The following is a 20,069-nucleotide window of genomic DNA, read 5'->3' as shown; positions in this document are numbered from 1 at the left end:
ACCGTCTCATGGACCTGCCGACACTTCGATCCGCATTCCTCGCAGTACATTACCTTGCTGACCGGCTTCAGGTACAGCGCCAGCGTACGGCTTTCCCCTTCTGGCCATACCACCAGATCCAGCTTGTAGCCATCCCAGCAGCCCAACGCCTGCAGCGTCTTCCGATCCAGCATCCCGTTCCCTATGACCGTCTTAACGGCCATTAGGATACGGAATGTGGCAAATCAGGCCCCGGAATTCTTCGAAGAACCTTTTTTTTCGCCCACGGCCCGGGGGCAAGCCAGCCGCAGCCGATGCGCGATGCCGACCTCGGCGGCGGCGCCCTGCATGGCAGCCGGAGGTAGCACGGCGGGCGCAGTGCCCGCCGCGGTGGCTTCCGTCGTTGCTTCGTCTGCGCTTCAGTTGCCGCTGCCCGATACCAGCCGGCGCTGGCGCACCGACTCGGCCAGGCCTTCGAGCACCTTGACCGAGTCATCCCAGCCGATGCAGGCATCGGTAACGGACTGGCCATAGGTCAGTTCATCGACCGGCTGGCCCTGCACGTGGTCCTGGCGGCCGGCCACGAGGTGCGATTCGACCATCACGCCGATGATGCGCTGGTCGCCGGCGGCAATCTGGCGGCCGATCTCGGCGCACACCGGGATCTGGTTCTCGTGCTTCTTGCTGCTGTTGGCGTGCGAGGCATCGATCATCAGGCGCGAGGCCAGACCGGCCTTGGCGATGGCATCGCACGCTTCCTGCACGCTGGCGGCGTCGTAGTTGGGCGTCTTGCCGCCGCGCAGGATCACGTGGCAGTCCTCGTTGCCCGAGGTCGACACGATCGCGGAGTGCCCGCCCTTGGTCACCGACAGGAAATGGTGAGGCTGCGACGCGGCCTTGATCGCGTCGACCGCGATCTTGACGTTGCCGTCGGTGCCGTTCTTGAAGCCGACCGGGCACGACAGTCCCGACGCCAGCTCGCGGTGCACCTGCGACTCGGTGGTGCGCGCGCCGATCGCGCCCCAGCTGACCAGGTCGGCGATGTACTGCGGGCTGATCATGTCGAGGTACTCGGTGCCGGTGGGCACCCCCATTTCGCTGATGGTCAGCAGCAGCTCGCGCGCGGTGCGCAGGCCGTCGTTGATCTTGAAGCTGCCGTCCATGTGCGGGTCGTTGATCAGGCCCTTCCAGCCCACCGTGGTGCGCGGTTTCTCGAAATACACCCGCATCACCACCTCGAGCTCGCCGGCGAAGCGCTCGCGCTGCACCTTGAGCAGCTTGGCGTATTCCAGCGCGGCGCGGGTATCGTGGATCGAGCACGGGCCGATGATGACGATCAGGCGGTCATCCATGCCGTGCAGGATGCGGTGCATGGCCTGGCGCGCGCCGTAGATCACGTCCGAAGCCTGTTCGGAGCAGCCGAACTCGCGGATCAGGTGCGCGGGCGGCAGCAGCTCCTTGAGTTCGCGGATGCGCAGGTCGTCGGTGTTCTTCAGCATGATGGCTCCAGGATTCTTGTGAGGTCGTGAGGGTGTGGGAAAACAAAGGGGTATAAAAAAACCGCCAGGGTCGCTGGCGGTTTTTTTGTATTCGGGGCGCTGCTTACAGCCATCCCTCCCTATCCGCCAGCGGTGTGAGATCGCCAAAAAAGTAAAAGTAAAACTTAGCGGACATGGCGAGAAAAGGCGTTGGCTTGGGTCAGCTTGAAACGATTTTGTTCGCGGGCGCTGGATTTATGCTGCACTGCGTGGCAGAAAGGCAGGAAATTGCGCGCTGCTTCGGAAATTTTCGGTGCGCATTGGCTGCGGGCCGCGCGTCGAAGCATCTTTATAGCGCCTTTTGCCGGGGTTGGCAAGTGTCGCCGCAGCCCTGCCGTGCGCTGGCGCACCCACGCCACTTGCATTTCGCCGAGGCCTTGCGAGCCTGCCGCCGCCGTCGCATTTCCGCTTTCCCGGCCATAGCCGATGGCTATATTGAAAGCGGGGAGCCGTGCGCACGGGGAGGTGCATCATGAGCGTCGATGAGGCGAGGCTGAATGCCTTCATGGAAAAATTCGTCGGCGATATCGGCGCGGTGATGCATGCCGCGACCGTGGTCGTCGGCGATGAACTCGGGCTGTACAAGGCGCTGGCGGAAAAGCCGATGACCGTCGCCATGCTGGCGGCCAAGACCCATACCGACGAGCGTTACCTGCGCGAATGGCTGTCGGCGCAGGCGGCCAGCGGCTACGTCGACTATGACGCGGGCTCGGGCCAGTTCAGCCTGAACGAGGAACAGGCCTATGCGCTGGCGCAGGAGGGCAGCCCGGCCTTCATCCCGGGCGCCTTCCAGATCGCCGTGGCGCAGTTCCGCGCGATCCCGAAGCTGATCGACATCTTCCGCAACGGCCGCGGGCTGGGCTGGCACGAGCACGACCCCGCGCTGTTCCATGGCACCGAGCGGTTCTTCCGGCCAGGTTATGCGGCGCACCTGGTGTCCGAGTGGATCCCGGCGCTGGACGGCATGGCGGCGCGGCTCAGGGCAGGGGCCATGGTGGCGGACGTGGGCTGCGGCCATGGCGCGTCGACCATCATCATGGCGCAGGCGTTCCCGGCGTCGCGCTTTATCGGCTTCGACTACCACGAGCCCTCGGTGCGCCATGCGGCCGAGGCCGCGCGCCGCGCCGGCGTGGCCGAGCGCGTGCGCTTCGAGGTGGCCAGCGCCAAGGACTATGGCGGCAAGGACTTTGACCTGGTGGCGGTGTTCGACTGCCTGCACGACATGGGCGACCCAGTGGGCGCGGCGCGCCACGTGCGCGAGACCCTGCGCGCCGACGGCGCCTGGATGATCGTCGAACCCTTTGCCAACGATGCGCTGGAGCAGAACCTGAATCCGGTGGGCCGGGTGTTCTATTCCGCCTCGACCTTCATCTGCACGCCGGCATCGCGCTCGCAGGAAGTCGGCCTGTGCCTGGGCGCGCAGGCGGGCGAGGCGCGCATGCGCGGGGTGGCGGAGCAAGCGGGCTTCCGCAGCTTCCGGCGGGCGGCGCAGACGCCGTTCAATCTGGTGTATGAAGTACGGCCGTGAGGGTGGGCCGTGACCTGCGGTGTTCCTGCTTGCCGCCTGGTTACTCCCTCTCCCGCGCGCGGGAGAGGGTCGGGGTGAGGGCCGGCTTTGGCCGAAGCCATCGCGCTGAAAAAAACAGTTGGCCTTGCTTGTTGTGGTGCCTGGCTAGACCACCCCTCACCCCAGCCCTCTCCCCGTGAGGGGAGGGAGAACACCTTGCCTTGGCGAGTTCGTTCGGTGTGGGCCTATCGGACTACGTTCTTTTATGCCGTCCCGCCCACCGTCATATTCTCGATGCGCAGCGTCGGCTGGCCCACGCCCACCGGCACGCTCTGGCCTTCCTTGCCGCACACGCCGACGCCGGAATCCAGCCGCATGTCGTTGCCGATCATGGTCACGTCCTTGAGCGATTCCGGGCCGTTGCCGACCAGGGTCGCGCCCTTGACGGGGTAGGTGATCTTGCCGTCCTCGATCATGTAGGCCTCGCTGGCCGAGAACACGAACTTGCCGTTGGTGATGTCGACCTGGCCGCCGCCAAAGTTGACCGCATACAGGCCGCGCTTGACGCTGGCGATGATCTCCTGCGGATCCTTGTCGCCGTTGAGCATGTAGGTGTTGGTCATGCGCGGCATCGGCAGCGCGGCATAGCTTTCGCGGCGCGCGTTGCCGGTGACCGGCATCTTCATCAGGCGCGCGTTGAGCGTGTCCTGGATGTAGCCGCGCAGGATGCCGTCCTCGATCAGCGTGGTGCACTGGGTCGGGTTGCCTTCGTCGTCGAGGTTGAGCGAGCCGCGGCGGTTGGCCAGGGTGCCGTCGTCGACCACGGTCACGCCCTTGGCCGCGACGCGCTCGCCCATGCGCCCGGCGAACGCCGACGAGCCCTTGCGGTTGAAGTCGCCTTCGAGCCCGTGGCCGACCGCTTCGTGCAACAGCACGCCGGGCCAGCCCGGGCCCAGCACCACGGTCATGGCGCCGGCCGGGGCCGGGCGCGCGTCCAGGTTGACCAGCGCCGACGACACCGCCTCGTCCACATACTGCTGCAGCAGGTCGTCGGTGAAATAACCATAGGCATAGCGGCCGCCGCCGCCGGACGAGCCGATCTCGCGGCGCCCGCCCTGTTCTGCGATCACCGTGACCGAGACCCGCACCAGCGGGCGCACGTCGGCGGCGATCACGCCGTCGCTGCGCGCCACCAGCACCACGTCGTACTCGCCGGCCAGGCCCGCCATCACCTGCACCACGCGCGGATCCTTGGCGCGCGCCATGCGTTCGATGCGCTCGAGCAGCGCCACCTTTTCCGCCGCGCTCATCGAGTCGAGCGGGTCGTTGGGCGTGTACAGGTTGCGCCCCGCGTGCGTGGCCAGCTCGCCGGCGACCTTGACGCGGCCGCTGCCGGCCTTGCCGATGGTGCGCGTGGCGGCTGCCGCCTGCGACAGCGCGGGCAGGCTGATTTCATCCGAGTAGGCGAAGGCGGTGCGGTCGCCCGAGACCGCGCGCACGCCCACGCCCTGGTCGATGCTGAAGCTGCCCGACTTGACGATGCCTTCTTCCAGGCTCCAGGCCTCGTTGCGGGTGTACTGGAAGTACAGGTCGGCGTAGTCGACCTTGTGCGTGAAGATATCGGCCAGCACGCGCTGGAGCCTGGCTTCGTCCAGGCCGTACGGCGCCAGCAGCAGTTGCTGCGCGGTGGCCAGGTTGCGGATTCCGAGATCGCCGGCGTTCATGAGAGGTCCTTTTTTTCCTTGGGCCGCGCGGGCTGGCCGGCGCGGCAAACAATCCTGTGGGCGAGGGCGCCATCGGCCCCCGCGCTTGCGTACATGCTACAGCACCCGGTGCCGCAATGCCGGCAGGTTCTGCCGGACTTCCTCCAGCCGCGCCGGGTCGATCACGCCGCCGACCACGCCTTCGCCCTCGGGCAGCATCGCCAGCACTTCGCCCCACGGGTCGACCAGCATCGAATGGCCCCAGGTGCGCCGGCCGTTCTCGTGCTTGCCGCCCTGCGCCGCCGCCAGCACATAGCACTGGTTTTCGATGGCGCGGGCGCGCAGCAGGATTTCCCAGTGGGCCTGCCCGGTGGTGTAGGTGAAGGCGGCCGGCATCAGGATCAGGCTGGTGCCGCCGTCGGCGGCCAGGCCGCGGTACAGCTCCGGGAAGCGCAGGTCATAGCACACCGACATCGCCACCCGGCCGCAGGGCGCGTCGAAGCTGACCGGCGTGCGCCCGGCCAGGATGGTGCGCGACTCGTCATAGCTTTCGGTGCCGCGGGTGAAGCCGAACAGGTGGATCTTGTCGTAGCGCGCGATGCGCTCGCCTTGCGGGTTGAAGGCGAGCGAAGTGTTGTACACGCGCTGCGGATCGTCGCACCACATCGGCAGCGTGCCGCCGACCAGCCAGATGCCATGGCGGCGCGCCGTGTCGGCCAGGAACTGCTGTACCGGGCCGTCGCCGTCGTGCTCGCGCACCGCGACCTTGTCGGATTCGGCGCGGCCCATGATGCAGAAGTACTCGGGCAGCAGCACCAGCTCGGCGCCGCCGGCGGCGGCCTCGGCGATGCGCGCCTCGGCGCGCGCCAGGTTGGCGTCGAGCGAGGTGCCGGTCACGGTCTGGACGGCGGCAACGCGGAACGGGGCAGGGCTGGCTGGGTTGGCTGGGCTCATGGGGGCGGCATCTTCTTCTAGCGCGGGAAGGCCGGGTCCGCGCGGTTCTGGAAGGTCGGGCCTTGCGCCTTATTGTCCTCCACTTTGCCGACCTGTGGGTTGGCCCAGCTGCCCGAGATCCGGTAGTGCTGGGTGAACATCTTGGAGAACTCGTCGGCGAACAGCAGCTGCGCGGCAAGCGTGCCGATGCCCAGCGCGGGGTTGATGAAGGCCGCCGCGATCGACGTGGTGGTGGCGTTGATGCGCGGCACCACCTCGACGCGCAGGTCCTGGGTCTCGCGCAGCAGGTTGGCCGTGCCGCTCATGCTGGCGATGATCTGCGGGCTGCGCAGCCGGAAATCCTGGATCGTGCCGACGCCGTTCTCGATGGTGCCGCTGCCGGTGATGCGGTCGAACAGCAACCCGCGCCCCGAGAGCGTGCGGAAGTCCAGCGTGGCAAAGCGCAGCAGGCCCTGCAGGCTGAGCACGCCCAGCAGGCGCGCCGCGCCCGGCTCGACGCTGAGGATCTGGCCGTTCTCCAGGTCCAGCGACAGCTTGCCGGTCAGCGTCGGGTAGTCGATCGACAGCGGCGAGCCGCGCCACGCCACGCGGCCCTCGAGCTTGCCCTTGCCGTCGCTGAGAGTATGCGGCAGCCCCAGCCGGTCCAGCGTGGCGCCGGCGTCGCGCACGTCGATGGCGAAGGACAGCAGCGTGCGGCGCTCGGCGCTGGCGTCGGCGCGCAGGCGGCGCGGCACGCGCCAGCTGCCGTTGCCGGTCAGGGTGGCGCCGGGCTGCTCGAGCTGCAGCTTGTCCAGGGTCCAGACCGGATCGGTGCCGCCGGCGCCGGTCTCGGTATGCGCCTTGACCTCGAGCTTGCCGAAGTCGTGGCCGCGCAGCATGAACTGGTCGGCGACCAGGTCGATCGCGGGCAAGGTGTCGATGCTGCTGGCCAGCGCATCGACCACGTTGTGCTCGTCGTTGGCATCGGGCACGTTCAGGCGCGCCAGGCGCAAGCGCAGCGAAGCGGCCGCAGCCGTCGCGCCCGGGCGCCATTGCACCGCGCCGGCAACCTGGCGCGAGTCGACCCTGGCGTTCCAGCCGTCGGTCTCGCGGCTGGCTTCGAGCGAAACCTCGTCCAGCGTGCGGCCCATGCCGTGCAGCGTGCGCGCGCGCAGCGCGATGCGGTTGGGCAGGAACGGCGAGGGCGGCTCGTCGGCACCCGCGCCGTCAGCGCCGCCGCCGAAGGCCGCGCGCCAGGCATCGATATCGAGCTGGTCGAAGGTGGCCGCGGCGCTGACGCCTGCCGCCGGCAGCGGCGCCGCCTGCTGCACGCCGATGGCGCCCGCCAGCACGTCGAAACCACTGCCGCCGTCGCGGCGCAGCAGGTAGCGGGCATTGAGCACATTGCCCACCTGCACGGCGAGTTCGTCGGTGCCGGCGCGGGTGGATCCGGCAGCATTGGCAGCCGGGCGCAGTTCCACGCGCAGCGGCAATGCGGGCGCGGCGGCCTTGGCCAGCGGCACCGGCAGCTGCAGCGCCATGCCGTTGAGCTCGGAGCTCAGCTGGACCTGCAACTGCCGTTCGCGCACGCCGATCACGGCGCTGTAGCCGGTGGCGCCTTCCAGCCGCGCCGCCAGCGGCGCCAGCGCCGTGCCCGCGGCGGCGTCGCGCAGCCCCGCGGCCGAGGCCTGGCCGCTGGCACTCACGCGCGTGGCACCGTCCGGCTGGGTGCCGCCGGCCAGGCGCAGCTCGCCGCCCAGGAAGCGGGCGCGCAGGTTCTCAAGCCCGAAGCCACGCTCGTTGAAGGTGATGACCCCGCTGGCATTGCCCAGCTGCGGCAACTGCGGGCTGAGCACGACATCGTTGCCGGGAAAGCGGAAGCGGCCATCGACCCTGGCCGCGTCGGCGTGTTCCAGCGGCATCTCGAGCTTGAGCCTGAGCTCGCCGTTGCCGCCGGCCCGGGCCGCGTCGGCCACGTGCCCGGTCCATGCACGCACCGGCGAGGTGTTGATGTAGCGCACGAAGCCTTGCACCGGCCCGGTGGCGCTGCCGTCGATGGCGAGCTTGCCGCGCGGGCTCAGGTCGTCGATGCGGCCGCTGACATCGTGCAGCGTGACGCCGGCAATGTCCTGCACCGTGGCCCGGCGCGCCAGGAAGGTCATGCCGCCGCGGTCGAACACTACGCGCCCGGCGATGTCGGTGAACACCGGCCACGACGATGCGCCGCCGGCGCCATGGGCCGGCTCGTGGGCCGCGTCATGCGGCGCGATCTGGTAGCTGACGTGTTCGATCGGCACTTCGACGCGGAACTCGCCCGCCTTCTCGTGCGGTGCGTGGAACGGGAAGTGCGCCAGGTCGCCGCGCAGCACGAAGCTGACCCCGGCGGCCTCGCCGCCGGCGAGCGCGCCGGACAGGTAATGGCGGGTGGCCGCGGGAATGCTCAGCGGCAGGTAGCGCGGCACCCGCGCGACGCTCGCGCGGGTCATCTCGCCGGCAATGTCGGCGATGCCCGAGACCCCGTCGCCGCCTTCGCGCCAGGTGCCGCGCACCGAGCCGGCGGCGTCGGCATTGGCAAAGCGCACGCCGTCCAGCGTCACCGCCAGCTTGCCGTCGCGGTGCTGCCAGCGCACGTCGCCGGCGATCTGGTCGAACGGCAGGCGCGGGTCTTCGAACAGCCCGGGCAGCACCAGCGCCGCGTCGTTGCCCTCGAAGCGCGCGCGGCCCTGCTGGTCGTCGAGGGCGAAGGCGCCGGACAGGCGCGAGAAGCCCGGCGTGCCCAGGCGCGCATGCCCGGCGGCGTCGAGCGCGGGCACCGCGGGCTGCCCGTTGATCGAGACCTCGCGCAGTGTGCCCTGGATGCTGTAGTGGGGCTTGCCGCCGCCGCGCTCGAGCATGCCGGTGCGCGCGCGGGTCCAGCTGGCGTTGAGGTTGTCGATGTGGCCGGCCGGCTGCAGCGCGCGCAACCGGCGCAGCACCGCGGTATCGATCGGCATCGAGGTGGCCAGCGCGCGCACCGTGTTCAGGTCCAGCGACGGCGCCTTCAGCGAGAACTTGTTCAGCGTGCCGTCCTTGGCCCGGGCCCAGCCGATGGCCACCTTGCGCATGCCTTCGCGCCAGCTGCCGTCGGCCACCGCGGGCGCGTTGCCGTGGTCGGGCGGCGCCGGCCGCTGGCCCTGCAGCGGCTGCAGGGGCTGCAGGGGTTGCCATAGCAGCGTGTCGACGGTCAGCAGGTTGCTGCCGTCGCGCTCGGTCCGGTGCAGCAGCAGGGCCTGCGCATTGGCCAGCCGCAGCGGCGCGGCGGCGCCGGCCAGCTGCAGGTCGACGCCGCTGGCGCGCAGCCGGGTCTGGCTGCGCACGATGCGGCCCTGACGGAATTCGATGCTGCCGTCGGTGCTGAAGGTGCCGCTGGCGACGCGCTCGAACATCGCCAGGTAGCGCTGCAGCACCGGCAGCTGCAACTGGCCGAGGTCCCAGGTGGCCTGGCCGGTCCAGTGGCGCCAGTTGCCGGCGCTGTGCAGGTAGTCGTCGCGGAAGGTCGAGCGCACCTCGAGCGGGCGCGGGCCCAGCGCGGGCGAGCGCGCTTCCAGGTGGAAGGTGTGGCGCGCGCCCTCGCGGCGCGTGTCGAGGCGGATCTCGCCGATGTCGAGCCGCGGCAGGCGCGCCTTTTCATCGAGCCAGCGCAGCTTGCCGTCGGACAGTGCCACGCGGCCCTGCGACATCAGCCAGCCCAGGAAGCGGTCGTCGTCCTGCTGGCCGCCGGTGGCGTCGACCACCATGCCGGCGACCAGCAGCCGGCCCTCGGGGGTGCGCCGCACCAGGATGTCGGTGCCGCTCGCGCTCAGGCTGACGAACTGCAGGTTCATGCTGACCAGCGAGCGCCACGCCAGCTTGCCGTCGAGCGTGGCGGCCGACAGCAGCGCGCGCTGCTGGCCGTCCACCGCGCTCAGGCCGCGCGCGCGGAAGGCGGGGTGCCAGCCGTCCCAATAGGTATCGAGCGAGCCGATCCTGACCTGGGCCGACAGCGCCTGCGAACCGCGCTGTTCCAGCCACTCGCGCGCGGCGGAGGCCTGCGGCCACAGCACGAAGCGGATCAGCAAGCCGGCCGCCAGCGCCAGCACCGCCAGCACCAGCGCCAGGCGTACCAGCGCGCGCCCCAGGCCGCGCCAGAACGGATGGCGCACGACCGCCGCGGCGGCGCGCGCCGTGGCGCGACCCAGCGCGCCGGCGCGCGCCCAGGTGGCGCTGCGGCGCGGGGCGTCAGCGGTGTCGATGCCAGGGGAAACGGTGGGCGTAGCCGGCAGCGTGGTGGCGGCCTCGTGCCCGCCCGCGCCGCCAGTGGGGGGAGAAGCGTCAGCGGGTTGTGGGGCGCGGCTGGACATGCGCAGATTATCCGACAATACTAGCCGCTCTCCAATCTGGTGCCCGGCCGGCTAAAACAAGAAATGCACAAGCTGCGCGCACCGCGGCGGGGTACCCTGGCCGCACCTTTCGCACCTTTGCTTGCATTTCAAATACTGGAATGACTGCCTCTGATCCGACGAGTTCCGCCGCCGGCGACGCTGCTGACCAACATGGCGCGCGCGCCACACCGGAACCCGCCCATGCGGCCTCCGTCGTACCGGGACAGGGCCCCGGCACCATGGCCGCCGGCGCCTTTGCCGTCACCGCGGCGCGGGCGCCGCAGCCGGACGGCGCAGGCGCCCGGGCAGGCGGCGACGTATTGTACTCGGCCGCGTACTCGCACTACGCGCGGCGCGTGCTGCAGGCCCGCCCGGACCTGCCGGAGGTCCTCGCCGCCGCGGTGGCGCAGCCGCTCACGCGCGCCTGGATGGCAGCGCCGCTGCAGGCGCTGCACGTCCCCTCGGCCGATGTAGAGGAGGCCACCAAGCGTGCGCTGCGCCGGCTGCGCGCCGAGGTCATGTGCGCGGTGATCGAGCGCGACCTGCGCGGCCTGGCGACGCTGGGCGAGGTCACCGGTGCCATGACCGACCTGGCCGAACTGGCGATCCAGCATGGCCTGGCGGTGCTGGGCGAGGACCTTGCCGCCACCTTCGGCCGCCCGCTCGGCGCCCACAGCGGCGAAGTGCAGGAGCTGGTGGTGGTGGGCATGGGCAAGCTGGGCGGGCGCGAGCTCAATGTCTCGTCCGACATCGACCTGATCTTCCTCTACGACGAAGACGGCGAGACCCACGGCGGCCCGCGCACCCTGTCCAACCACGAGTACTTCATCCGCCTGGGCCGCCGGCTGATCAACCTGCTCGCCGACGTGACCGCCGACGGCTATGTGTTCCGCGTCGACATGCGCCTGCGTCCCAATGGCGATGCCGGGCCGCTGGCCTGCAGCCTGGGCATGCTCGAGGAATACCTGGTGGTGCAGGGCCGCGAATGGGAACGCTATGCCTGGATCAAGGGCCGCGTGGTGTCGGCGCTGGACTCGCCCCATGCGCAGCGGACCGCCGCGCTGCTGGCGCGGCTGACCTCGCCGTTCGTGTTCCGGCGCTACCTGGACTACGGCGTGATCGCGGCGATCCGCTCGCTGCATGCGCAGATCCGCAGCGAGGCCGCCAAGCGCAGCGGCGGCCTGGCGGGACATGGCCTGGGTCTCGGCGGGCAGCGCTCGTTCAATATCAAGCTGGGCCGCGGCGGCATCCGTGAGATCGAGTTCATGGCCCAGGTGTTCCAGCTGATCCGCGGCGGCCAGGACCCCGCGCTGCGCATCCGGCCGACGCTGGAGGTGCTGGCGGTGGCGGTCGAGCGCGGCCTGCTGCCCGCCGGGCAGGCCGAGCAACTGGGTGACGCCTACCGCTTCCTGCGCCAGCTCGAACACCGGCTGCAATACCGCGACGATGCCCAGACCCACCACCTGCCGGGCTCACCGGACGAGCAGCACGCGGTGGCGCAAATGATGGGCTGCGCCGACTGGCCGGCCTTGCTGGCGCGGCTTGCCGAGCTGCAGGAACCGGTCGCGCAGCAGTTCGAAGCCACCTTCTCCGATCCCGACGCCGGTCCGTGCGAGGCACTGTGGCCGGACATCGTCATGGAAGACAGCGCCGCGCGCGCGCAGGACAACCCGCGCCAGGACCCGTCGCAAGAGGCCGCCGACAGCGCGGTGCCGTGCCAGCGGCTGCAGGCCGCCGGCTTTACCGACTGCAATGCGCTGCTGGACCGGCTGCGCGCGATCGCCGCGTCGCTGCGCTATCGCGCGCTGTCCGAAGCCAGCCGCGCGCGCTTCGACCAGCTGGTCAACCGCGCGCTCGACCTGGCCGCGCGCCAGGACGATCCCGACAGCACCATCGGCCGCTTCATCGACTTCCTCGAGGCGATCAGCCGGCGCGCCTCCTACCTGTCGCTGCTGTCCGAATACCCGCAGGCGATGGACCGCGTCGCGCAGACGCTGCACGCCTCGCGCTGGGCCGCGGCCTACCTGACGCGCCATCCGCAGCTGCTGGACGAGCTGCTCGACAGCGACGCGCTGGCCGGCGCGCCCGACTGGGCCGCGTTCCGCAAGCGCCTGCATGAACGGCTGCTGGCCGCGGAGGGGCAGGTCGAGCAGCAGATGGATATCCTGCGCCGCGAACACCATGCCGAGACCTTCCGCGTGCTGCTGCAGGACCTGCAGGGCATGCTGACGGTGGAGCAGGTGGCCGACCGCCTGTCGGACCTGGCCGACGCGATGCTCGACGCGACGCTGGAAACGGTGTGGCGCCAGCTCGCCACGCGCCACCGCGAGGTGCCCCGCTTCGCCGTGATCGCCTATGGCCGGCTGGGCGGCAAGGAACTGGGCTATGCCTCGGACCTGGACATCATCTTCCTGTACGACGACGAGCATGAGCGCGCGCCCGAGGTCTATGCCGCCTATGCGCGCCGCCTGATCACCTGGCTCACCAGCCATACCGCGGCCGGCGCGCTGTTCGACGTCGACACGCGGCTGCGCCCCAACGGCGCGGCGGGGCTGCTGGTGACCAGCTTCGACGCGTTCCGCCGCTACCAGCTGCGCGAGGGCGACAACACCGCCTGGGTCTGGGAACACCAGGCGCTGACGCGCGCGCGCTTCTGCGCGGGTGACGCCGCCATCGGCGCCCGCTTCGAGGCGCTGCGCGGCGAGGTGCTGTGCCAGCAGCGCGACGCCGCGGCGCTGCGCGCCGAGATCGCGCAGATGCGCCGCAAGGTCGCCGAGGGCCATCCCAATCCGACCGAACTGTTCGACCTGAAGCACGACCGCGGCGGCATGGTAGACATCGAGTTCACGGTGCAGTACCTGGTGCTGCTGCACAGCCGCGCGCATCCGCAGCTGACGCGCAACGCCGGCAATATCGCGCTGCTGCGCGAGGCCGGCGAGCTCGGCCTGATCGATGCCACGCTGGCACTGGCGGTGGGAGACGCCTACCGGCTGTTCCGCGCGCGCCAGCATCAGCTGCGCCTCGACGGCCAGGTCCATGCGCGCGTGGCGCCGGCATCGATGGCCGCGCAGACCGCGGCGGTGGGCACGCTATGGCAGGCCGTGTTCGGTGAGGATTGACGCCGCGGGGACGCCGGCACCCGCCGGCGCATCGTGGCCGGGGCTGCTGGCGGCGGTGGCGCTGGTATGGGCGCTGTCGGCAACGTTCACCTTCGTGCCGTGGTGGCACGCGCATGGCCTGTACCTGCGCGACGCGGTGCGGGTGGACGGCCAGTGGTGGCGCCTGGCCACGGCGATGTGGGTGCACCTGGACGGCCATCACTGGCTGGCCGACATGCTCGCCGCCACCGGCGTGCTGGCGATCTGCGCGCGCGTGGCGCGGGTGCGCAACCTGTTGCTGGTGCTGGTCGCCTGCGGCATCGCGGTGCAGCTGGTGCTGCTGCGCGTGCCGGCGATTGCCTGGTACGGCGGACTCTCGGGCGCGCTGCACGGGCTGGCGCTGTGGGGCGCGCTGGGGCTGCTGCGCGCGCCGGGACTGGCGCGCATCACCGGCGTGCTGCTGTGCCTGGGCGTGCTGGCCAAGGTCTGGGTGGAACAGTCGTGGCTGGCGCCGGTGGTGTTCGATCCGGCGTGGGGCTTCGGCGTGGTGCGCGTCGCGCATGCGGCCGGCGCCGTGGCCGGCCTGCTGTGCTGGGTCTTGCAGGAGTGGTGGCTGGCGCGGCGGCCGGCGCGCGATAGCGGCGCCGCCGCCTGAGCACCACCGCAGCCGCTAGCCGCGGCGGCGCAGCGCGAAACCGGCCAGCCCCGCCAGGGCCAGCAGCAGCCCGCTCCACAGCGGCACCGCGCCGCCGCCGCCACCGCCATCCGCGGCGGGTGCCGGCGCGGCCTGCACCGGCGGCATGCCCAGCGCGGCCAGCAGCGCACCGTCGGCATCGAGCAGGCCCGCGCCGCACACCCCCGGATTGGTGGTGCAGAAGGTGCCAGAGGGATGCGGCCGCGCCGAGCTCTTCAGCGCCGCGGTGACCTGCGCCGGCGTCAGCGAGCCGTTGAGCGCGAACATCATCGACACCACGCCCGAGACCATCGGCGCGGCGAAACTGGTGCCCGCCGACGACGCCACCACGTAGTTGCCCAGCGAGGTCTTGCCGTCATTGCTGAGCGTGCGGATCACCGAAGGCGTGACCGTGCAGCGGCCGTCGACCACCTGCGAGTTGCCGCAGCCGCCGCCCGGCGCGCTGATTGCCACCTGCGGTCCGACGTTGGCATAGCTGGCGTTCTCGCCGTCGTTGGCGTGCGCGGTGACGGCAATCACGCCGCTGCAGTCGGCCGGCGCCTCGACCGCGCCGCGGTTGTTGCCGGCCGCGGCCACCACCACCACGCCGCGCGCGTTCAGGTCGTTGACAGCCTGCTGTTCGATGCCGCTGCAGGTGCCGCCGCCCAGGCTGATATTGACCACGCGCGCCGGGTTGGGGTTGTCCGGCACGTTCGGCACCGGCAGGCCGCCAGCCCAGCGCATGCCGTCGACGGTGTCGGACAGCAGCGCGCCGCAGCGTCCCGAGACCCGCACCGGCAGGATGCGCGCATTCCAGTCGACCCCCGCGATGTCGCGCGCGTTGTTGGTCAGCGCCCCCAGCACGCCGGCCACGCGCGTGCCATGCCAGCTGTTGTTGGTGGGCTCGGGCGTGGGCGTGCTGCTGCCGGGGCAGGTGAAGCCGGCCGGCAGGTTATCGCCGGCATCGGTCGGGTCGCCGTCGCGGCCGTCGCCGTCATTCGAGACCGTGGTGGTGCTGATGAAGTCGAAGCCGGACAGCAGCCGTCCCTGCAGGTCGGGATGGGGCAGGATGCCGGTATCCACCACCGCCACCACCATGCCGCTGCTGCCGCCGGTGCGGTCCCACGCGCGCGGCAGGTTGACGCCACCGATGGCGGTGCCGGTGCCCTTCAGGTACGGCTGGTTGACCTGGAACTCGGGATCGTTGGGCAGGGTGTCGTGCAGCCGCAGCCAGCGGTCGGGCACGGCGTCGGCCACGCGCGGGTCCTGCCGCAGCCGCGCCGCCGCGGCTTCGGGGTCGGCGGCAAAGGCGTCGGGCACCTGCAGCAACTGCAGGTTGCCGCCCATCGCGCGGCGCGCCGTGACGGCGATGCCGGTGCGTTCGCTCAGCTGCTTGAGGGCTTCGGCGGCTGCCGGCGACTTGCCGGCGCCATTGCCGTCGACCGCGGTGGTGCCGTCGCGCCAGCGCACGATGATGTGGCCGGTATAGGCCGGTGCGGACTGCGCGCCGGCTGCCAGCGCCGTGCCGGTCGGGAGCGCCCCGCATACAGCGGCAGCGGCCAGGGCGATGGCCCGCCAGCGGCGGGCCGCGAAGCTGCGGCAGAACACGGACAGCACGGATTGCGGCATGGATTTCTCCTCCCTGGGGCGTGGCGCGCTCGGGCCGGGCCGGCGCGTGGGCATGTTATGTAGCGAATACGATCCAGCCGGGTTGTGCAAGGGCGGTGTTGTTTTCGTCCCCGTTCGTTAATGCCGCATTCCGTACGGGTCCGCTCCGCCTCAGCGCGCCGGCATGTCGCGGCTGGTGGGAATACTGCGGCTGGGCTTGAGCAGCCGGTCGGGCTCGGCGGTCTCGATGCGCGGCGTGGCGCGCAGCGTGTCGACGGCCTGGTCGAGGCTGGCGTCGGCCGACGGCGAGATCGCCGTGACCAGCCAGACTCCGCCCGACATCGGCCGCTTGACCACATAGCGGATCGGCCCCTTGATTTCGGCCAGCAGCTTGCCGGCGTCTTCGGACAGGTCCACCGCGGGCGGCTTGAAGCGGACCATGATGTCGCCCAGCGCGCGGTCGTCGCTGATGCTGCCCGGCGGCGGCGCCGAGGCCTTGGGCTGGGCCTGGCAGGCGGACAGCGCCAGCAATGCGGCCGAGGCGGCGGTGGCAAGGGCCAGCAGCGCGCGCAGCGAGGCGCGCGGGCGGTGGCCGGTGGGCGGCGCTGGGCGGGTCATGGGGAAGCTCCTGTCGATAAATGAATTGGCGCGATGCCACGCAAGGCCGCGCAAGATGGCGCGACGCTCAGCCCGCGGCGGCGCGGCGGCCGCGCTTGCCGTCCTTGCCCGCGCGCGCGGGCTGGCCGGCGCCGCTGTCGGCCATGCCCTGCGCCAGCATCTCCTCGGCATGTTGCAGCGTGGTGGCGGTGACGGTGGTGCCGCCCAGCATGCGCGCGGTCTCGACCACGCGTCCGGCCGGGTCTAGCGCGCGGATGCGCGAACGCGTCACCGAGGCGTCGGCCTCGGCCGTGGTTTCCTTGCTTACCAGCAGGTGCGTGCCGGCCTGCGCCGCCACTTGCGGCAGGTGGGTCACGCACAGCACCTGGCGCGCGCGGCCGAGTTCCTGCAGGCGCCTGCCGACCACCTCGGCAACCGCGCCGCCGATGCCGGTGTCGACCTCGTCGAAGATCAGCGTGGGCGTGGGCGAGGCCTCGCTGGTGATCACCGAGATCGCCAGGCTGATGCGCGCGAGTTCGCCGCCGGAGGCTACCCGGGCCAGCGGGCGCGCGCTGACGCCGGCGTGGCCCGCCACCAGGAACTCGACCTGCTCGAGGCCGTAGCTCTGGCCCTCGTCGAGCGCATTGAGCGCGGCGACAAAGCTGCCGCCCGCCATCGACAGGCCCTGCATGGCGTCGGTGACCGCGCCGGACAGCGCCTGCGCGGCTTGCTGGCGGGCATGGCTGAGGTGCTGCGCCAGCGTCAGGTAGGCGGCCTTGGCCGCGGCCTCGCGCGCCATCACCTTGTTCAGGTCCTGCGCGGCCTGCAGGTCGTCGAGCTGCTGGCGGCGCGCGACCAGCTCATCGGCGAGCTGCTCGGGCGGCAGGCGGTACTTGCGCGCGGTGGCGTGCAGCGCCTGCATGCGCTCTTCCACCACCTGCAGCCGCTCGGGATCGAGCTCGAGCCGGTCGACATAGCGCGTCAGCGAGTGCGCGGCTTCCTCGGCCTGTACCTGCGCCGGCTCCAGCGCGGCCAGCACGTCGCGCAGCGCGGGGTCGACATCGGCCAGCTGCTGCAGCCGGTGCACGATGCCGTTGAGCGCCGACAGCACCGAGCCGTCGGCCTCGGACAGTGCGTCGAGGGCGGCGCGGCTGCCGTCGATCAGGCCGGCGGCGTGCGAGAGCCGGTTGTACTCCGACTGGATCTCGTCCCATTCGCCGGGCTGCGGATTGAGCTTGTCGAGCTCGCCCACCTGCCATTCGAGCCGCTCGCGCTCGAGCTGCATCTCGCGCGACTGGTGCTCGACCGCTTCGCGCTGGCGCACGCAGGCACGCCAGGCGCGCCAGGCCTCGGCCACCGCGGCGGCCTGCTGGGTCAGGCCGGCGTGGGCGTCGAACAGCAGCCGCTGCGCATCCGGGCGCAGCAGTTGCTGGTGCGCATGCTGGCCATGGATGTCGACCAGCTGGTCGCCGACTTCGCGCAGCTGCGCCAGGGTGGCGGCGGCGCCGTTGATAAAGGCCTTGCTGCGGCCGCCGGCATCGACGGTACGGCGCAGCAGCACGGTCGGCACGCCGCCGTCGTCCTCGCTGTTGAGCTCGCGCTCGGCCAGCCAGGCATCGAGCGCGGCATGGGTCGAGAAGGTGGCGCTGACGCTGGCGCGCGGCGCGCCTTCGCGCACCACGCCGGCATCGGCGCGCTCGCCCAGCACCAGCGCCAGGGCGTCGATCAGGATCGACTTGCCGGCGCCGGTCTCGCCGGTGAAGACGGTAAAGCCGGAGGCGAAGTCCAGGTCGAGGGTGTCGACGATGACGAAATCACGGATGGACAGGCTGCGCAGCATCGTGGCGGGGAAGGGTGGTCGGTCCGATGAAGGGTCGGGCTCGGGCTGAGGGGCGGCTGGATGGCGCTCAGAGGCGGTTGTCTTCGGACGGGTATTCGTGCCAGTGCAGCTTCTTGCGCAGCGTGGCGTAGTAGTTGTAGCCCACCGGGTGCAGCAGGTTGATGGTCTTCTGCGAGCGCCGCACCACGATGCGGTCGCCCGGCAGCAGCGAGGTCAGCGACTGCATGTCGAAGTTGACGCTGGCGTCGCGCGCGCTGGCGACCTCGATCGTGACCTCGGCGTCGTGCGGCAGCACGATCGGCCGGTTCGACAGCGCGTGCGGGGCGATCGGCACCAGCACCACGCCCGACAGCGTGGGATGCAGGATCGGGCCGCCGGCCGACAGCGCATAGGCAGTGGAGCCAGTGGCGGTCGATACGATCAGGCCGTCGGAACGCTGGTTGTACATGAAGTGGCCGTCGACCGAAACCGCCAGCTCGACCATGCCGGAGATGCCGGAGCGGTTCACCACCACATCGTTCAGCGCCAGCGCGGAAAAGATGTCCATGTCGTCGCGCACCACGCGCGAGGCCAGCAGCAGCCGGGTCTCGGACTCGTAGCGGCCGTCGAGCATGTCGGGCAGCACGGTGTGCGCGTCTTCCAGCGCGATGTCGGTCATGAAGCCGAGCCGGCCGTGGTTCACGCCGATCAGGGGCACGTCATAGCCGGCCAGCTGGCGCGCGATGCCCAGCAGCGTGCCGTCGCCGCCCAGCACCACGGCGACGTCGGCCTGCGTGCCGATCTCCTCGGCGGACAGGGCGGGATAGGCGGTCAGCCCGGTGGCCAGCGCGGTCTCGCGCTCGAACACCACATCCTGGCCGTTGCGCAGGATATAGGAGGCGATCTCTTCCAGCGGCCCTTCGATGCCGGCGGTGGAGTACCTGCCCACCAGGGCGACGGTCTTGAATGGAGTGCGCACGGCGCTGGCTTTGGCTGGGGCGGACATGCCGGGATTAGACCATACCGCCGTGACGGTTGTCAGCAGGCGCCGGCGGCCCATCCGGCGGCACATCGGGCCGGTCCGCCAGAAGGTCCAAAACTTGCGTAAAATCGGGACATCATGGATGAACGCTCCAAAACGCTGCTCAAGACCCTGATCGAGCGCTACATTGCCGAAGGCCAGCCGGTCGGCTCCCGCACCCTGTCCAAGTACTCGGGGCTGGACCTGTCGCCGGCGACGATCCGCAATGTGATGTCCGATCTCGAGGAAATGGGTTTTATCGCCAGCCCGCACACGTCGGCCGGCCGGATCCCGACGCCGCGTGGCTACCGGCTGTTCGTCGACTCGATGCTGACCGCCAAGCCGCTCGAGCGCAACGCCGACCTGGCCGAGCTGACCGGGCAGATCCAGGACCAGCTGGGCGGCCAGCAACTGGGCCCGCAGCGCATGATCACCGCGGCCGCGCGCACGCTGTCAAACCTGTCGCACTTTGCCGGCGTGGTGATGACGCCGCGCCGCGCGCAGGCGTTCCGGCAGATCGAGTTCATGCGGCTGTCGGACAAGCGCATCCTGCTGATCATCGTCAGCCCCGAGGGCGACGTGCAGAACCGCATCATCCAGACCGAACTTCCCTACACGCCGGCGCAGCTGATCGAGGCCGCCAATTTCTTCAACTCGCACTATGCCGGCATGAGCTTCGACACCGTGCGCAGCCACCTGCGGCTTGAGCTGCAGGACCTGCGCCGCGACATGTCGCAGCTGATGCAGGCCGCGGTCGAAGCGGGCAGCGCCGCCGAGGACGAGGACGACGACCACGTCTACATCAGCGGCGAACGCAAGCTGCTCGAAGTCGACGACCTGGCCTCGAGCATGGACAAGCTGCGGCGCCTGTTCGACGTGTTCGAGCACAAGACCAGCCTGCTGCAGCTGCTCGACGTGTCCAGTCATGCGCAGGGCGTGCAGATCTTCATCGGCGGCGAAAGCCAGTTGGTGCCGATCGAAGACATGGCGGTCATCACCGCGCCCTACGAGGTCGACGGCCAGATCGTCGGCACGCTGGGGGTGATCGGCCCCACGCGCATGGCCTACGAGCGCGTGATCCCGATCGTCGACATTACCGCGCGGTTGCTGTCGAGCGCGCTGAGCCAGAACTAGTGGCCCGGCGTCCCGGTCTGAGCGGCGGCTCAATTGCCGCCGCGCGGGCCCGGCGCCGA

General features: G+C 70.7%; 12 protein-coding genes and 1 pseudogene. 4 read left to right on the top strand and 9 right to left on the bottom strand.

The genetic code is table 11. From position 1 onward, the window contains the following. Nucleotides 1-173: pseudogene (locus A3AG_RS34050) on the bottom strand (ISL3 family transposase); the annotation flags it as partial. A 225-nt stretch (nucleotides 174-398) separates the two neighbouring features. Continuing rightward, nucleotides 399-1,478, bottom strand: coding sequence for a 3-deoxy-7-phosphoheptulonate synthase AroG (gene aroG, locus A3AG_RS0118965; protein ID WP_018006950.1), 1,080 nt, complete (start codon nucleotides 1,476-1,478; stop codon nucleotides 399-401). A gap of 511 nt (nucleotides 1,479-1,989) precedes the next feature. Between aroG and A3AG_RS0118960 the strand changes: the two genes are divergently transcribed. Further along, the gene (locus A3AG_RS0118960; RefSeq protein ID WP_018006949.1) at nucleotides 1,990-3,045 is read left to right on the top strand and encodes a class I SAM-dependent methyltransferase; all 1,056 of its coding nucleotides are present in this window, start codon (nucleotides 1,990-1,992) and stop codon (nucleotides 3,043-3,045) included. Between the two features lie 242 nt (nucleotides 3,046-3,287). Here A3AG_RS0118960 and tldD read toward each other — a convergent pair whose 3' ends face one another. The 3 genes from tldD to A3AG_RS0118945 form a co-directional block, all read right to left on the bottom strand. After that, nucleotides 3,288-4,748 (bottom strand): metalloprotease TldD, encoded by a 1,461-nt coding sequence (gene tldD, locus A3AG_RS0118955; RefSeq protein WP_018006948.1) that lies wholly within the window; start codon nucleotides 4,746-4,748, stop codon nucleotides 3,288-3,290. Nucleotides 4,749-4,844: 96 nt separating this feature from the next. Then, on the bottom strand, nucleotides 4,845-5,681 hold the full coding sequence (locus A3AG_RS0118950; protein WP_018006947.1) for a carbon-nitrogen hydrolase family protein: 837 nt from the start codon (nucleotides 5,679-5,681) through the stop codon (nucleotides 4,845-4,847). A gap of 17 nt (nucleotides 5,682-5,698) precedes the next feature. Continuing rightward, nucleotides 5,699-10,039 carry a YhdP family protein gene (locus tag A3AG_RS0118945; RefSeq protein WP_018006946.1) on the bottom strand — a complete coding sequence of 1,447 codons (4,341 nt, stop codon included), beginning with the start codon at nucleotides 10,037-10,039 and terminating at the stop codon, nucleotides 5,699-5,701. A 260-nt stretch (nucleotides 10,040-10,299) separates the two neighbouring features. Here A3AG_RS0118945 and glnE point away from each other — a divergent pair, with 260 nt between their 5' ends. Together glnE and rrtA are read left to right on the top strand one after the other, a co-directional pair. Beyond that, on the top strand, nucleotides 10,300-13,179 hold the full coding sequence (gene glnE, locus A3AG_RS0118940; RefSeq protein WP_018006945.1) for a bifunctional [glutamate--ammonia ligase]-adenylyl-L-tyrosine phosphorylase/[glutamate--ammonia-ligase] adenylyltransferase: 2,880 nt from the start codon (nucleotides 10,300-10,302) through the stop codon (nucleotides 13,177-13,179). Beyond that, on the top strand, nucleotides 13,169-13,813 hold the full coding sequence (gene rrtA, locus A3AG_RS0118935) for a rhombosortase (RefSeq protein WP_018006944.1): 645 nt from the start codon (nucleotides 13,169-13,171) through the stop codon (nucleotides 13,811-13,813). The genes glnE and rrtA overlap by 11 nt, the downstream gene beginning before the upstream one ends. Nucleotides 13,814-13,828: 15 nt before the next feature. On the opposite strand, the gene mprA is transcribed toward rrtA, so the two are convergent. The 4 genes from mprA to A3AG_RS0118915 form a co-directional block, all read right to left on the bottom strand. Further along, a complete protein-coding gene (gene mprA / locus A3AG_RS0118930; RefSeq protein ID WP_018006943.1) occupies nucleotides 13,829-15,460 on the bottom strand; it encodes an MprA protease, GlyGly-CTERM protein-sorting domain-containing form in 1,632 nt (543 codons plus the stop codon). A 150-nt stretch (nucleotides 15,461-15,610) separates the two neighbouring features. Then, the gene (locus tag A3AG_RS0118925) at nucleotides 15,611-16,057 is read right to left on the bottom strand and encodes a hypothetical protein (RefSeq protein WP_018006942.1); all 447 of its coding nucleotides are present in this window, start codon (nucleotides 16,055-16,057) and stop codon (nucleotides 15,611-15,613) included. Nucleotides 16,058-16,124: 67 nt separating this feature from the next. Then, nucleotides 16,125-17,876: a DNA repair protein RecN gene (recN, locus tag A3AG_RS0118920; protein WP_018006941.1), complete on the bottom strand. Its 1,752-nt coding sequence runs from the start codon at nucleotides 17,874-17,876 to the stop codon at nucleotides 16,125-16,127. A 67-nt stretch (nucleotides 17,877-17,943) separates the two neighbouring features. Beyond that, the gene (locus A3AG_RS0118915) at nucleotides 17,944-18,861 is read right to left on the bottom strand and encodes an NAD kinase (RefSeq protein ID WP_018006940.1); all 918 of its coding nucleotides are present in this window, start codon (nucleotides 18,859-18,861) and stop codon (nucleotides 17,944-17,946) included. Nucleotides 18,862-18,975: 114 nt separating this feature from the next. On the opposite strand from A3AG_RS0118915, the gene hrcA reads away from it, so the two are divergent. Then, a complete protein-coding gene (gene hrcA, locus A3AG_RS0118910) occupies nucleotides 18,976-20,010 on the top strand; it encodes a heat-inducible transcriptional repressor HrcA (RefSeq protein ID WP_018006939.1) in 1,035 nt (344 codons plus the stop codon). Nucleotides 20,011-20,069 lie beyond the last annotated feature (59 nt).

Source organism: Cupriavidus neocaledonicus, assembly GCF_000372525.1.
In the GTDB taxonomy this organism is placed as follows: domain Bacteria; phylum Pseudomonadota; class Gammaproteobacteria; order Burkholderiales; family Burkholderiaceae; genus Cupriavidus; species Cupriavidus neocaledonicus.
The sequence above is the reverse complement of the archived record's forward strand: the minus strand, read 5'-3'. Positions and strand labels throughout refer to the sequence as shown.

Bases quoted from the DNA above. Each gene is read 5' to 3' on its own strand.
- aroG (WP_018006950.1), bottom strand. From the start codon at position 1,478: ATGCTGAAGAACACCGACGACCTGCGCATCCGCGAACTCAAGGAGCTG.
- A3AG_RS0118960 (WP_018006949.1), top strand. From the start codon at position 1,990: ATGAGCGTCGATGAGGCGAGGCTGAATGCCTTCATGGAAAAATTCGTC.
- tldD (WP_018006948.1), bottom strand. From the start codon at position 4,748: ATGAACGCCGGCGATCTCGGAATCCGCAACCTGGCCACCGCGCAGCAA.
- A3AG_RS0118950 (WP_018006947.1), bottom strand. From the start codon at position 5,681: ATGAGCCCAGCCAACCCAGCCAGCCCTGCCCCGTTCCGCGTTGCCGCC.
- A3AG_RS0118945 (WP_018006946.1), bottom strand. From the start codon at position 10,039: ATGTCCAGCCGCGCCCCACAACCCGCTGACGCTTCTCCCCCCACTGGC.
- glnE (WP_018006945.1), top strand. From the start codon at position 10,300: ATGGCCGCCGGCGCCTTTGCCGTCACCGCGGCGCGGGCGCCGCAGCCG.
- mprA (WP_018006943.1), bottom strand. From the start codon at position 15,460: ATGCCGCAATCCGTGCTGTCCGTGTTCTGCCGCAGCTTCGCGGCCCGC.
- A3AG_RS0118925 (WP_018006942.1), bottom strand. From the start codon at position 16,057: ATGACCCGCCCAGCGCCGCCCACCGGCCACCGCCCGCGCGCCTCGCTG.
- recN (WP_018006941.1), bottom strand. From the start codon at position 17,876: ATGCTGCGCAGCCTGTCCATCCGTGATTTCGTCATCGTCGACACCCTC.
- A3AG_RS0118915 (WP_018006940.1), bottom strand. From the start codon at position 18,861: ATGTCCGCCCCAGCCAAAGCCAGCGCCGTGCGCACTCCATTCAAGACC.
- hrcA (WP_018006939.1), top strand. From the start codon at position 18,976: ATGGATGAACGCTCCAAAACGCTGCTCAAGACCCTGATCGAGCGCTAC.